This window comes from Kitasatospora purpeofusca, from assembly GCF_036010405.1.
Taxonomy (GTDB): Bacteria; Actinomycetota; Actinomycetes; order Streptomycetales; family Streptomycetaceae; genus Kitasatospora; species Kitasatospora purpeofusca.
Genome location: NZ_CP108561.1, coordinates 4012419 through 4025303, shown reverse-complemented (window position 1 = coordinate 4025303; position 12885 = coordinate 4012419). Strand labels below are relative to the sequence as shown.

The window sequence follows — 12885 nt, the reverse complement described above, 5'->3', positions numbered from 1 at the left end:
GGGAAATATATGGCACTTTCTTACAACTTTCAGATCGCTACCCTCCTGGCCGTCCCCGAGGCGGCGCAGCGGATTCTTGAGGTCGCCCGTGGTCTCGGGGTCCTGGCGCCCTCGGAAAGCGTCGGGCGGTTGCTGGGGGACGGGGCGGTGACGGTGCGGGGCACCTGGATCCGGGTGGTGCCGGCGGGGCGGTTCCCGTGGGGGGATCCGCTGATCGGTGGTGCTGCCTTCGCACCGACGGTCTCGGTGGCCTTCCGGCTGGACAAGGAGGCCGACATCTCCGGTCAGCAGGACGACATGGTGCGGGTGGTGGGCGGAGTGCTGGCGGCGGTGCCGGGGGACGCGGCGCTCCACCTCGACTTCGAGGACGTCTGGCTGGTGCGGCTGGGCGGCGAGTTGACGCTGAGCGAGCGTTCCGATGTGTGGCCGGCGGAGCGGCTGGCCTCGGTGGCGCTGCCGTTCGGGCGCCGCACCCAGGAATTCGACTTCGGGGACTGACCGGTCGGTTGTGGCCTCCTTTTCTGGTGGCTCCGCCGCCTTCGGGGGTCACCCGGTCGGGTGGGGGTGGGGGTGGTTGCGGCGTGGTCGGCGGGGTGGGGGGCGTGTGCGCGGTACGCCTTTGCTGCACACGCTCCCGCACACGGAATCGGGTACCCCCCATGACTCTCCGCCGTCTGGCGCAGGCTGCCCTGGTCCTCGCCCTGGCCTGTCCGCTCGCTCCCGCCGCCCCCGCGCTGGCCGCCGCTCCGGCCGTCCGGGCGGTCATCCAGCCGCCGCTCCCCGTCCAGGACTTCCCGGAGCAGGTCGAACGGGCCTGCCGGATCTGGGAGGATCTTGAGTGGCCGACCAGCCCCCGCCCGGTCGACTTCCGGATTCCCGGCCCGGAGTACATTCGGGGCAGCAACCCGTACGGCAACCGCAGCGGGGACCTCCCGGCGGGCGGCGAGTACCACGAGTACGACGTCAACCCCCGCCCGAAGCCCACCACCCACCGCGATGCCGAGCGCCTGGTCCGCGACGAGAACACCTCGCAGACCTGGTACAGCGCCGACCACTACGCCAACTTCCGCGAGATCTCCGAAGGCTGCTGACGTGCCCGTAGCGCCCGAGCCCCCGCTCGGCCCGGCCCGGTGGGACCTCCTGCCGGGCCGGGCCTGGGCGGGCTTCGCCGCCGGCACGGACCGGCTCCACCTCGTCCGGGGCGCGAACTGCCGTACCAGGGCGGACCTGTTCACCGAGTGGGCGCGGGCGCTCTCGTTCCCCGGCTACTTCGGCCACAACTGGGACGCCTTCGAGGAGTGCCTCAACGACGCGCTCCTCCCGCCCGGCTCCGAGGCGGCCGGGGCGGCCGCCACCCGCCTCCTCGTCCTCGTCACGGACGCCGACGCCCTCCTCGCGGACGAGCCTCCCGCCCAACTCGCCCTGCTCCTCGGCATCCTGGACGCGACCGCCGACCACGCCCTCCGCGTTCTCTTCGTCGCCGACCCGCCCGTGGCCGAGGCGGCCGAGGCCCGCCTCCGCGCGACCGGCGGAACCGACTGAGCCCGTGCCCCGATACGGAGGCCGAACGGGTCCTCCCTCGGGCTTGCGCCTGTCGAACTCCACCCCGCCCTCCGCACGGGAAGTCGGCCCGTCCGACTTCCTGCGCCCCGGTCTCCGTCAGCGGTCGGCGAACAGCGTGCGGGCCACGTGGTCGGTGTCGGTGTACTCGCGGACGGCGGCGATCCGCCCCTCCCGCACGGTGAAGACCCCGGCACACCGGTTGTCGTACCGCAGGCCGTGGACGGTGGTGCCGCGCGAGGTCCACTCGGCCAGCACCCGTTCCCCGTCGGCCAGGACACCGGTCAGCGTCACCTCGACCGCGCTGCCGGGGGCGAAGAGCTGGCCCGCGCCGCCGAGGAAGTCGCCGACGACGGCGTCCCGGCCGCGCCACACGCCGCTGAGCGGGAGGTCGCCGGGGTAGGTCCAGGTGACGTCCTCGGTGAAGGCGGCGGTGACGGCGTCCAGGTCGCCGCGGGCGACGGCGTTGACGTAGTCGACGACGACGGTGCGCGGGTCGAGGGCCGCCGGGCCGCTGACCGCCGGATCGGTGCTCATGGGGTGCTCCTGAAGGTCGCTGCGTGGGCGGGTGGTTCGGGCCGGATGCCATTCGACCGCCGGGCGCGGTGCGTGGTCCAACAACCGGAACCGGGCTTTGACAACCGGTGGTTGTCGGTGAGGATGGCCGGGTGGATCTGGATCTCGCCCAGGTGCGCGCCTTCCTCGCGACGGCCGAGCACCTGCACTTCCGCCGGGCGGCGGAGTCGCTCGCCCTGACCCAGCAGGGGCTGTCCAAGCGGATCGCCCGGCTGGAACGGGAGCTCGGGGTCCGGCTGTTCGACCGGGGCCGGGCGGCGGTCGAACTCACCGCCGCCGGCCGGTGCTTCCTCGGCCCGGCCCGGGAGGCCCTGGCAGCGGGCGCGGCCGCCGTCGCCGCCGTCCGCGAGGCCGTGCCACCGCTGCGGCTGGACGTGTGGGGGCACCTGTTCGCCCCGCTGCGCACGGTCCGGGAGGCCCTGGACGCAGCGCCGGGCCCGGCCGTCGAGGTCGGGCAGGCGCGTGATCTCGCCACCACGGCGGCCGCGTTGGCGCGCGGCGAGACCGCCGCCGGATTCGGCCGGTACCACGATCACGGCGGGAGCGGCGCCGACGGGGGCAGTGGCGCGGCCGGTCCCGACGGAACGGACGGGCGGGCGCTCGCCCACCGCCTGGTCCGCCTGGAGCCGGTCGACGCGGTGCTGCGGGCCGACCACCCACTGGCGGCCCGGCCGTTCCTCCGCCCGGCGGGCCTCGCCGCGCTCCGTCTGGTACCCCCGGCCGCCCCCGGCCGCTTGGACTTCCTGTCGCGCTTCGCCGAACGCTTCGGCAGCCGGCTGCTGCCCGGCGAGGCCAATCTGGGGCTGGACCACCTGCTGGAGCGGGTCCGCACCGTGCCGGACGGGTTCACCCTGCTGCCCGCCGAACTGCCCGTGGACCCGGGCGCCGGGCTGCGGACCGTCCCGCTGCTGGAGCCGACACCGCTCTACGCCTGGTCGTTGGTGTGGCACCGGGACCGGCCCCATCCCGGGCTGCCGTCCCTGCTGGAGGCGTTCGCCGACGCGGGCGCGGCGCGCCGCTGGCTGGAGTACCGCCCGGAGCGGGACTGGCTCCCGGAGGCCGACGCGGCCCGGGTCGTCACCCAGGTCGTCACCCGGGTCGCCGCGGTCACCCGTTCGACCTAGGTCCGAGGCCCGATGGCCGGAGGCATCAGTTCCGCTTGGATGGTGACCATGGACGAACCCACGCAGAACGCAGAGATCCCGACCGACGAGCGGGTGGCGGCGTACCTCGCCCGGATCGGGGCCGAGCGGCCCGCCCGCGCCGGTGCCGCCGAGCTGGCGCGGCTCCAGGAGGCGCACCTGGACGCCGTCCCGTTCGAGAACCTCAGCATCCACCTCGGCGAGCCCGTCGTACTCGAACCGGAGGCGCTGCTGGAGAAGGTCGTGGGGCGTCGGCGCGGCGGGTTCTGCTACGAACTCAACGGCGCCTTCGCAGCGTTGCTGCGGGCCCTCGGCTACCGTGTCGAACTGCTCGCCGCCCGGGTCTTCGACGGGGCCGAGCCCGGGCCGCCGTTCGACCACCTGGCGCTGCGGGTGGAGGCGGACGGCGCCGCCTGGCTGGTGGACGTCGGCTTCGGCAGGTTCGCCCGCCGGCCGCTGCGCCTCGACGAGCGCGGACGGCAGCAGGACCCGGCGGGAGTCTTCACCGTCACCCCGAGTGCCGTCACCCCGAGCAGCGGCACCCCGAACACCGGCACCACCGGTGACCTGGACGTCGCCCTCGACGGCGCGCCGCAGTACCGCCTCGACCCCCGCCCGTACCGGCTGGCCGACTTCGCCCCGACCTGCTGGTGGCAGACCACGTCCCCCGACTCGCACTTCACCCGCGCGACCACGTGTTCCCGCCCGACCCCCGACGGCGGCCGGATCACCCTCACCAGTACCCGCGCCACCGGCGGCACCCGTCTCCTGCGCACCGCCCCCGACGGCACCCGCACCGAGGAACTCCTCGACGCCGACGCGGCCCTGGGTGCCTACCGCGCCCACTTCGGCCTCGCCCTGGATCGCCTCCCGACCGCGCCCTGACCGGGCCCCGCGCCTGACCGGGTCCCGCGCCCTGACCGGGTCCCGCGCCTGACCGGGTCCCGCGCCCTGACCGACGCCCCGGCTGCCCCCGCCCCGGCCCCGCTACAGCAGGCCGAGGTGGTCGAGGCCCAGGTAGGCCGGGCCGACGTCGGAGAGCAGGCCGCGGCGCAGCACGGTGTCGCGGAACTCCGCCAACTCCATCAGCACCACCTCGATGAACTCGTTGCGGTCGTGCGCGATCCGGGCGGTCGGGACGCAGTCGGTGGCGACGCAGGCGTGGCGCACACCGTTGGAGTAGGCGTCGTGCCAGACGGCGGCGACGTGCTCCACCTTGCCCCGGTAGCCGGTCTCCTCGGCGAGTTCGCGCGCGGCGGCGTCCTCGGGGGACTCGCCCGGGTCGATCACGCCGCCCGGCAGCTCGTACAGCAGGGCCTGCGGTCCGGGCCGGAACTGCCGGGTGAGCACGATCCGCCGGTCCGGGGTCAGCGCGACGACGGCCGCGCAGGAGTACTCGTTGCCGAGGTGGTAGACCTCCTCGCGGCCGTCCGGCATGGCGAAGGTCACCCGGTCGGTGCCGCGCCCGAAGGCGCTGTGGATCGGCTCGCGGCGCAGTTCCCGCCAGTGTGGGTCGCCCATTGGGGCGGGCTCCTTCCGTGCGGGCGCCCGGGGCGGCGCGGACGGGCGCCCGTGGGCGTGGACGGCACCGTGTGCACGCGCAGAATAGCCGCGCATCGCCCGCTCCGGGAGGATTCGCCGGAATCGTTCGCCGTGGCCGACGGGCCGCCGTAAGCTGCGCGGGCGTGGTCGGCCCGGCGTCCGGGACGCGGCCGCGATTCGACGAACTCCGCACCCCGGCAAGGTGGTTCACCCATGAGGCAGACGAGTCGGCGCAAGGACGACGGCGAGGTCACCTGCGAGCAGGTGACCGTCCTCTCCTTCGAGCCCGAGCCCGAGGCCCGGGTCGACGAGGACGGCCGCGTCCTGCTGATGAGCGAGCCCGCGAGCCTGACCCGCATCCCGGTCCGGATCCTCCGGGAGGCCATGACGATCAAACGGGTCGCGGGCTACTGGATCAGCTGGGCGGAGTGGTTCGGGCCGGACGACATCCGCAACCACGCCCGCTGGGTGCCGGACGAGGAGTACGTCCGGCCCGGTGAGGGCGGTCTCGACGGCCGACTGGACGTGAAGGTGTCGGCGTACTGGGCGGTGGAGCTGGAGCCGCGCCGGGCACGGCTGCGGACCAGCGAGGCAGTGGTGACCTTCCCGGCGGGGGAGGCCCGCTGCGAACTCGTCCTGGAGCGCCCCGAGCCGCGGCACCCGGCCACCCTGGTCGTCCACCTGTCGGACGCCTGGTGGTCGGGCGGTCGCGGCGGCCGGACGATCCACCACGGTCTGGCGGGTGAGCTGGAGGGCCCGGGCGGCCGGCCGGGCGAAGGGCGGCGGGGCGCGGCCGTCCACCGGTACGCGGAGTGTGCGACGGGGCACCTGCCGGGGGTGGCCGTCCGCTGACCGGGGGCGGCCCCGATCGCCCGCCTCAGGCGCGCACCCCGGCGGCGGCCATGCCCGCGTCCGCCTCCGTACCCGCCGAGGCCGCGCCGCCCGGCCAGTCCGCCCGCGTCCCGACCTTCCGGGCGGGGGCGCCCGCCCAGATCTCGCCCGGCCCGGTGGAGCGGGTGAGCACGGCGTTCGCGCCGACCACGGTGCCGGCGCCGACCGTCAGCACCCCGGTCTTGCAGACCACCTTGGCGCCCGCGCACAGCACCGCGCCGTCCTCCACCACCACCCGCCGCATCGCGCTCGCCTCCTGCGGCACCCAGGGGTCGGCCCGGCCGACGGTCACGCCGTTGTACAGCGTCACCCCGGCGCCGAGGGTGGTGTACGGGTGCAGCACGGTCCCGAAGCCCCGGTGGAACACGACGAGCCCCGGCCCGATCTCGGCGGCGGCCGGAACCTCCATCCCGTAGACGGCGAGCGCCTCCTGGACCAGGCGGCCCAGGAGGCGGTGGCGACGGCGGTAGATCAGCGCGGTGACGAGTGACATCCACCCATTGTGTCGGTGGTGTTACGAGGAGTCACGGAGGTCTGCGGGGCGTTCGCGGTGGCGGGGCGGCTGCCCCTCGTCCGGCCGCTTCGCAACCGGTGGCCCCGCAGCCGGCCGCTTCGCGCCCGGCTACTTCACGTCCGGCACGGCGGTGTCGTTCTTGAAGGCGTCGAACACCTGCTTGGCCTTCGCCGCGTCCCACTTGACCGCCGACTCGCCGGTGTTGGTCTTGAAGTCCGGGTTGGCGATCGGCACGGTGATGCTCTTCCCGCTGCCGCCGTTGACGTCCTTCATGGCCAGGAAGAGCGAGCCGAGGTCGGTCAGCCCGGCGTCGTCGTCGACGATCAGCGTGCCGAGGCCCGAGGACACCAGCGGGTAGAAGGTGAACGGGTTGAGCACGGTGGCCGGCGAGGCCGCCTGCTTGGCCAGCGCGCCGAGGAACTGCTGCTGGTTGCGCATCCGGCCGAGGTCCTGGTCGGCCATCTGGTGGCGCTGGCGGACGAAGGCCAGCGCCTGGGTGCCGTTGAGGCTCTGGCAGCCGGCCTTGAGGTCGAGGCCGGAGTCCTTGTCCTTGACGTCCTGCTCGATGCACATGTCCACGCCGCCGACCGAGTCGACGATGCCGACGAAGCCGGCGAAGCCGATCTCGGCGTAGTGGTCGATGCGGATGCCGGTGTTCGTCTCCACGGTCTGCGTGAGCAGCTTGCCGCCGCCGGAGGCGAAGGCGGAGTTGATCTTCGAGGTGGTCGCCTTGACGGGCTTGCCGTTCTCACCGGTGTGCTCGGGGATCGGCACCCAGGAGTCGCGGGGGATGCTCATCAGGGTGTTCCCGTTGTCCCCGACGTGCAGGATCATCATCGAGTCGCTGCGCTTGCCGCCGGCGTGGCCGGTGTGCAGGTCCTCCTCCTGGCTGTCGGAGAGGCCGTTGCGGCTGTCCGAGCCGACGATCAGCCAGTTGGTGCCCTTGCCCGCGGCCGGGCGGCCCGGGTAGTCGGCGAGCACGTTCTCGTGGTTGAGCTTGGAGTCCGCCCAGAACCAGGTGGAGACGCTGGTGACCATCAGGGCGATCAGCACGCCGAACACCGACCACTTGATGATCCGGCGCCGCGGCCAGCGTCCGGACCGGGCGGTGGCGGGCGACTGCGGACCGCCGGGGGCTATCGGCCCACCGGGCGCGGCGCCGGGGCCACCGGGGCCACCGGGCCCGCCGGGACGGCCGGTCCCGCCCGGGCCGCCCTGCGCGGGCACCGACGGGCGGGCGCCGGGCTGTCCGGGCTGCCCGTAGCCCTGCTGCCCCGGCTGCCCGTACCCCTGGGCGGGGCCGTACCCGGGCGCCTGCGGCGGCGGGCCCGGCCGACCCTGCTGCGGCTGCCCCTGGGGCTGTCCCTGCGGCTGGGGCTGCCGGGGCGCCGGAGCGCCCGGCCCGCGCGGGTTGAGCCCGGCGGGCAGCGGCGGCTCGGCGGCCGAGCCGCCGCCACCGTGCCCGTACGCGGCGCCACCGCCACCGTTGCCGCCGTACGGGTTCCCGCCGCCGCCCGGGCGGCCCTCCTGCCACGTGTTCATGTGGGAGAGGATGCCCGACGCGGGCGCCGGTGACTCCCCCCGGGGGCCCTGCCAGGGGCCTTGTAGCAGTTTTGATGCACGCGCCGGATCGTTCCGCCGCATGGTGGCGGGCGGGCGCACGCCCCGTGTCGGGCCGGCCACCCGACCGTCCCCCGAGGGTCCCCCGACCGACGCCGGGCCGCCGTCCGTCCGGTCACCCTCACGGTTCTCCGTCTCACCGTCCGTCTCACCTGGTGTTCGGTTGTCGGGACGATCCTTGACCGTCCCGAACGCTGCGTGTTTGCATGACTGCCATGGATCAGCGATGGACTCTCACGCGTCGGCGGCACGTCGACCTTCAGCGTGTGTCCTGTTCGCTCTGTTGTGGCTGACGCTCGCCCGTCGAACCCCCACCACTCCTCCTCTTCCACTGTTCCGCCGCTGCCCGTGCGGCGCGCCCACCGCTGACCGTCTCCGCCCGGCCCCCGCCGGGCCGGCCGACGCTCCTGCGGGTCGGTGCCTCGCGCCGCCGAAGCGGCGTCCCGCTTCCTCCCCGAGGTGAATCCATGGCCACCGTCCTGTCCGTCTCCGGCTCGCCGTCCCCGACCTCCCGCACCACCCGCCTGCTGCGCCTGATCGACGCGCAGCTGGAGGAGCGCGGCCACCGCGTCGTCCCCTTCGAGGTGCGCAGCCTGCCGGCGCACGCGCTGCTGACCGCCGACCTGTCGCACCCGCAACTGGCGGCCGCCCTGGAGCTGTTCGCCGAGGCGGACGGCGTGGTGATCGGCACCCCGGTCTACAAGGCCGCCTACTCGGGGCTGCTGAAGGCGCTGCTGGACGTGCTGCCGCAGTACGCGCTGCGCGACAAGGCCGTTCTGCCGCTCGCCACCGGCGGCTCCACCGCGCACGTGCTGGCGGTGGACTACGCGCTCCGGCCGGTGCTCAGCTCGATGGGCGCCGACCACATCACCCGGGGCTGGTTCGTCCTGGACCGCCACATCACCGCCCGGGAGGACGGTACGACCGTGCTGGAGCGCGAGACGGACGTGCTGCTGCGCCCGGTGGTGGACGCCTTCGCGGGCACCCTGGAGCGCCTCGCCGCCCCGGCCCTCACGGCCTGACGGCCGAGGTCCTCACGGCTCGACGTCCGCATGGTCTGACGGCGAGTCAACTCTCCTCGGATGTACCCGCGGAAGCCTTTTCACCGGCCCCCTCGGACGTCCTCCCGCCGCCCCTCCCGGGCGGTCCGGCGAGGGCGGCGAGGGGGCCGGCGGGCGTTCCGGCCGCCCTCGGCGGAGCACCTGCGGGCCGCTTCCCGCGGCCCCGCGCCGGGAGTCCGTAAGGGGGGTCCCTGAGGGGGGCCCGGCGTACCCCTAGGGGGAGGGGCGGCCCACCCCGTACAACTCCGGTTGGACCGCTTCCTCCCGTCGGATGACGAGGAGGAGAGCCCCGACTCCTAACGTTGTTCACATCCCCGCCCGTCCGAGGCGGACCCGCTCCGGTCGGGTCCGGGTCCCCGGTTCACCGGGAGGGTGGGGCTGACTCCCGGTCGAAAACTATCCCCTGCGCGATGTCGCCGGGCGGGTGGCACGGAGCAGGCTGGGGGCAACGGGTGGACCACTTCTTAGGAGACGACAGTGACGACGGCAGCAGCAGCCGTGTACGACCCCCAGCTTCCCGGCGGTGCCCCCGCCGTCGCCGCTTCGGCCCGCCAGGTGACCAAGTCCTACGGTGCCGGTGAGACCAGGGTGACGGCCCTGGACGCGGTGGACGTCGACATCCAGCGGGGCCGGTTCACCGCGATCATGGGCCCCTCGGGCTCCGGCAAGTCGACCCTGATGCACTGCCTGGCCGGACTGGACACGGTGACCGAGGGGCGGATCTGGATCGGCGAGACCGAGATCACCGGTCTGAAGGACAAGCAGCTCACCAGGCTGCGCCGGGACAAGATCGGCTTCATCTTCCAGGCGTTCAACCTCCTCCCGACGCTGAACGCGCTGGAGAACATCACCCTCCCGATGGACATCGCCGGCCGCAAGCCGGACCGGGCCTGGCTGGACAGGGTGGTGGAGACGGTCGGGCTGTCCGACCGGCTCAAGCACCGGCCGACCCAGCTCTCCGGCGGCCAGCAGCAGCGCGTCGCGGTGGCCCGGGCACTGGCGGCCCGGCCCGAGATCATCTTCGGTGACGAGCCCACCGGGAACCTCGACTCGCGTTCCGGCGCCGAGGTGCTCTCCTTCCTGCGCCGCAGCGTCGACGAGCTGGGCCAGACCATCGTCATGGTCACCCACGACCCGGTCGCGGCCGGCTACGCGGACCGCGTGCTGTTCCTCGCGGACGGCGTGATGGTCGACGAGATGCACGCCCCGACGGCGGACTCCGTCCTTGAGCGCATGCGCCGTTTCGACGGCAAGCGCACCAGCTGAGCGGGCGGGAGCTGACAGGACCATGTTGCTCAAGACATCACTCCGGAGCTTCTTCGCCCACAAGGGGCGGATGGCGCTCTCCCTGGTCGCGGTCGTCCTCTCGGTCGCGTTCGTGTCCGGGACACTGGTGTTCTCCAACACCGCGACCAGTACCTTCGACTCGCTCTTCGCCTCGACCGCCTCCGACGTCTCGGTCGGGCCCGCCGAGCCGGAGCTCGGCGGCAAGGACACCCGTGCGCAGACCCTGACGGTCACCGTCGACAGCGTGCGGAAGGTCGCCGCGGTCCCCGGGGTGAAGACGGCGATCGGTCAGGTCACGGTGGAGAACGCCACCCTGGCGGACCCGGCGACCTTCAAGAAGGTCGGCCCGACCACCGGTGCCCCGACCATCGTCGGAAACTGGGTGGACACCCCGCGCAGTCCGGTCGAGATCACCTCCGGTCACGCACCGCAGGGCCCCGACCAGGTCGTGCTCGACGCGGACACTGCGAAGAAGGCCAGGCTCGGCCTGGGCGGCAAGCTGCGGGTGATCATCAACGACAACCACGACTTCACGATCGTCGGCATCGCCGCGTTCAAGACCACCAACCCGGGCGCGGCGCTGGCCTTCCTGGACACCGCCACCGCGCAGAGCGTCCTGCTCGGCGGGCCCGCGTACACCTCGGTCGAGGTGTACGGGGACGGCAGCCGGTCCGACGAGCAGCTCAAGTCCGACGCGCTGGCCGGGCTGGGCGCCGGCTTCGAGGCCAAGACGGCGGCCGAGCAGAAGGCGGACGGCCAGAAGAGCGTCGGCTCCTTCCTCGACTTCATGAAGTACGCGATGCTCGGCTTCGCCGGCATCTCGCTGCTGGTCGGCGGCTTCCTGATCATCAACACCTTCTCGATGCTGGTCGCCCAGCGCACCCGGGAGATCGGTCTGCTGCGGGCCGTCGGCGGCAGCCGCAAGCAGGTCAACCGCTCGGTGCTGGTGGAGGCGCTGCTGCTGGGCCTGGCCGGGTCCACGATCGGCATCGCGGCCGGCCTCGGCCTGGCGGTCGGGCTCATCCAGCTGATGAACGCGGCCGGGATGCACCTCGACGCCTCGGACCTGAAGATCGGCGCGGACGTGTTCGTCGCCGGGTACGCGGTGGGTGTCGTGATCACCGTGCTCGCGGCCTGGATCCCGGCCCGCCGGGCGAGCCGGATCTCACCGATCGCCGCCCTGCGCGACCACGGGACCCCGGCCGAGGCCCGCTCCAACACCGTCCGGGCGATCATCGGCCTGGTGCTCACGGCGGGCGGCGGCGGTCTGCTCGTGCTGGCCGCCAAGGCGGAGAAGGCGGCCACCGGGGGCCAGTTCATCGGGCTCGGTGTGCTGCTGACCCTGGTCGGCTTCGTCGTCCTCGGCCCGCTGCTGGCCACCACCGTGGTCCGGGTGCTCGGTGCGCTGCTGCCCACCCTGTTCGGGCCGTCCGGCAGGCTCGCCCAGCGCAACGCGATGCGCAACCCGCGCCGCACGGGTGCCACGGCCGCCGCGCTGATGATCGGACTGGCGCTGGTGATCGGGGCCTCGGTCTTCACCTCCTCGGTCATCGAGTCCACCAACAACCAGATCGACCGCTCGGTGGGCGCCGACTACATCATCACGGCCGGCCAGAACGGGGTCTCCCCGGCGGTCGTCGCCGCCGTGCGGCAGGTCCAGGGCATCGACCACGTCACCGAGCAGAAGTCCATCGCGGCGTACCTCACCGCGCCGGACGGGAAGACCGAGAAGACCCGGATATCCGCCGTCACCGAGCGGTTCACCGAGGACTTCCGGCTGCCGGTCAAGGAGGGCGCTCCGGACTCCCTCAAGCAGGGTGCGGTGGCGATCGGTGAGGACTACGCCAAGGACCACGGCCTCAAGGCCGGCGACACGCTCAAGGTCGACTACGGCAACGGGCGGGTCCAGTCAGTGTCGGTGGGCGTCGTCATGACCAAGGGCAACCAGCTCTTCGACGGCAACACCTTCGCCTCGCTCGACACCGTCACCAAGGTGGTGCCGGCCGCGGAGCAGCCGGTGGACGACGTCCTGTTCGGCAAGGCGGCCGCCGGGGCGGACGTCGCCAGGACGCTCACCGGCCTGGAGGACGCGCTCAAGCAGTACCCGCAGGCCTCGGTCCGCGACCAGGCCGGCTACAAGGACCTCGTCCAGGAGCAGGTCAACACCCTGCTCTACATGATCTACGGTCTGCTCGGGCTGGCGATCGTGGTCGCGGTGCTCGGTGTCGTCAACACCCTGGCGCTCTCGGTGGTGGAGCGGACCCGCGAGATCGGCCTGCTGCGGGCGATCGGGCTCTCCCGTCGCCAGCTGCGCCGGATGATCCGGCTGGAGTCCGTGGTGATCGCCCTGTTCGGCGCCGTCCTCGGCACCGCGCTCGGCCTGGCCTGGGGCATCACCGGGCAGCAGGTGCTGCGGACCCAGGGCCTGGAGACGCTGGCCGTCCCGACCACGACCATCCTTCTCACCCTGGCCGCCTCGGTGGTCATCGGCCTGCTGGCCGCCCTGGTGCCGGCCTTCCGGGCCGGGCGGATGAACGTCCTCGCGGCGATCGCGACGGACTGACCCGGACGCGGCCCCCGGATCGGGGGACCGGGGGGCGCGTCGGGGGACAAGGGGGAAGGGGCAGGGTGCCGCGCGCACCCTGCCCCTGTTGCGTGGCGGGTGGATCCACGGGCGGATCGACGGACCGGT

Annotated in this window: 14 protein-coding genes; 10 read left to right on the top strand and 4 right to left on the bottom strand. The window is 73.5% G+C overall.

Annotated elements, in window-relative coordinates; genetic code table 11:
- Positions 1-9: 9 nt before the first annotated feature.
- From OG715_RS17630 to OG715_RS17620, 3 genes are all read left to right on the top strand, one after another.
- Positions 10-498, top strand: coding sequence for a SitI3 family protein (locus OG715_RS17630; RefSeq protein WP_266269741.1), 489 nt, complete (start codon positions 10-12; stop codon positions 496-498).
- Between the two features lie 161 nt (positions 499-659).
- Complete coding sequence (locus OG715_RS17625; RefSeq protein WP_266269740.1) at positions 660-1091, top strand: ribonuclease domain-containing protein; 432 nt, start codon at positions 660-662, stop codon at positions 1089-1091.
- A 1-nt stretch (position 1092) separates the two neighbouring features.
- Positions 1093-1542, top strand: coding sequence for a barstar family protein (locus OG715_RS17620; RefSeq protein ID WP_266269739.1), 450 nt, complete (start codon positions 1093-1095; stop codon positions 1540-1542).
- A 117-nt stretch (positions 1543-1659) separates the two neighbouring features.
- Here the strand turns inward: OG715_RS17620 and OG715_RS17615 are convergent, their stop codons facing one another.
- Entirely contained in the window at positions 1660-2097 is a 438-nt protein-coding gene (locus tag OG715_RS17615; RefSeq protein WP_266269738.1) for a nuclear transport factor 2 family protein, read from the bottom strand.
- 131 nt (positions 2098-2228) lie between these two features.
- On the opposite strand from OG715_RS17615, the gene OG715_RS17610 reads away from it, so the two are divergent.
- Both OG715_RS17610 and OG715_RS17605 read left to right on the top strand, forming a co-directional pair.
- Positions 2229-3260: a LysR family transcriptional regulator gene (locus OG715_RS17610; protein ID WP_266269737.1), complete on the top strand. Its 1032-nt coding sequence runs from the start codon at positions 2229-2231 to the stop codon at positions 3258-3260.
- Positions 3261-3308: 48 nt separating this feature from the next.
- The gene (locus OG715_RS17605) at positions 3309-4163 is read left to right on the top strand and encodes an arylamine N-acetyltransferase family protein (RefSeq protein WP_266269736.1); all 855 of its coding nucleotides are present in this window, start codon (positions 3309-3311) and stop codon (positions 4161-4163) included.
- Between the two features lie 102 nt (positions 4164-4265).
- On the opposite strand, the gene OG715_RS17600 is transcribed toward OG715_RS17605, so the two are convergent.
- Complete coding sequence (locus OG715_RS17600; protein WP_323182132.1) at positions 4266-4799, bottom strand: NUDIX hydrolase; 534 nt, start codon at positions 4797-4799, stop codon at positions 4266-4268.
- A gap of 234 nt (positions 4800-5033) precedes the next feature.
- Here OG715_RS17600 and OG715_RS17595 point away from each other — a divergent pair, with 234 nt between their 5' ends.
- Entirely contained in the window at positions 5034-5672 is a 639-nt protein-coding gene (locus OG715_RS17595; RefSeq protein WP_266269735.1) for a hypothetical protein, read from the top strand.
- 25 nt (positions 5673-5697) lie between these two features.
- Here the strand turns inward: OG715_RS17595 and OG715_RS17590 are convergent, their stop codons facing one another.
- Entirely contained in the window at positions 5698-6204 is a 507-nt protein-coding gene (locus OG715_RS17590; RefSeq protein WP_266269734.1) for an LbetaH domain-containing protein, read from the bottom strand.
- Between the two features lie 129 nt (positions 6205-6333).
- The gene (locus OG715_RS17585; RefSeq protein WP_266269733.1) at positions 6334-7767 is read right to left on the bottom strand and encodes an LCP family protein; all 1434 of its coding nucleotides are present in this window, start codon (positions 7765-7767) and stop codon (positions 6334-6336) included.
- Positions 7768-8051: 284 nt separating this feature from the next.
- Here OG715_RS17585 and OG715_RS42420 point away from each other — a divergent pair, with 284 nt between their 5' ends.
- The 4 genes from OG715_RS42420 (at position 8052) to OG715_RS17570 (ending at position 12756) form a co-directional block, all read left to right on the top strand.
- Entirely contained in the window at positions 8052-8138 is an 87-nt protein-coding gene (locus tag OG715_RS42420) for a putative leader peptide (RefSeq protein ID WP_353612751.1), read from the top strand.
- Positions 8139-8312: 174 nt separating this feature from the next.
- Entirely contained in the window at positions 8313-8867 is a 555-nt protein-coding gene (ssuE, locus tag OG715_RS17580) for an NADPH-dependent FMN reductase (RefSeq protein WP_266269732.1), read from the top strand.
- Positions 8868-9383: 516 nt separating this feature from the next.
- A complete protein-coding gene (locus OG715_RS17575) occupies positions 9384-10172 on the top strand; it encodes an ABC transporter ATP-binding protein (RefSeq protein ID WP_407660990.1) in 789 nt (262 codons plus the stop codon).
- A 22-nt stretch (positions 10173-10194) separates the two neighbouring features.
- A complete protein-coding gene (locus tag OG715_RS17570; protein WP_266269731.1) occupies positions 10195-12756 on the top strand; it encodes an ABC transporter permease in 2562 nt (853 codons plus the stop codon).
- Positions 12757-12885: the final 129 nt, after the last annotated feature.

Coding starts and splice junctions, on each gene's coding strand:
- OG715_RS17590 (WP_266269734.1), bottom strand. CDS start 6,204: ATGTCACTCGTCACCGCGCTGATCTACCGCCGTCGCCACCGCCTCCTG.
- OG715_RS17570 (WP_266269731.1), top strand. CDS start 10,195: ATGTTGCTCAAGACATCACTCCGGAGCTTCTTCGCCCACAAGGGGCGG.
- OG715_RS42420 (WP_353612751.1), top strand. CDS start 8,052: ATGACTGCCATGGATCAGCGATGGACTCTCACGCGTCGGCGGCACGTC.
- OG715_RS17605 (WP_266269736.1), top strand. CDS start 3,309: ATGGACGAACCCACGCAGAACGCAGAGATCCCGACCGACGAGCGGGTG.
- OG715_RS17625 (WP_266269740.1), top strand. CDS start 660: ATGACTCTCCGCCGTCTGGCGCAGGCTGCCCTGGTCCTCGCCCTGGCC.
- OG715_RS17585 (WP_266269733.1), bottom strand. CDS start 7,767: ATGAACACGTGGCAGGAGGGCCGCCCGGGCGGCGGCGGGAACCCGTAC.
- OG715_RS17615 (WP_266269738.1), bottom strand. CDS start 2,097: ATGAGCACCGATCCGGCGGTCAGCGGCCCGGCGGCCCTCGACCCGCGC.
- OG715_RS17600 (WP_323182132.1), bottom strand. CDS start 4,799: ATGGGCGACCCACACTGGCGGGAACTGCGCCGCGAGCCGATCCACAGC.
- OG715_RS17630 (WP_266269741.1), top strand. CDS start 10: ATGGCACTTTCTTACAACTTTCAGATCGCTACCCTCCTGGCCGTCCCC.
- OG715_RS17595 (WP_266269735.1), top strand. CDS start 5,034: ATGAGGCAGACGAGTCGGCGCAAGGACGACGGCGAGGTCACCTGCGAG.
- ssuE (WP_266269732.1), top strand. CDS start 8,313: ATGGCCACCGTCCTGTCCGTCTCCGGCTCGCCGTCCCCGACCTCCCGC.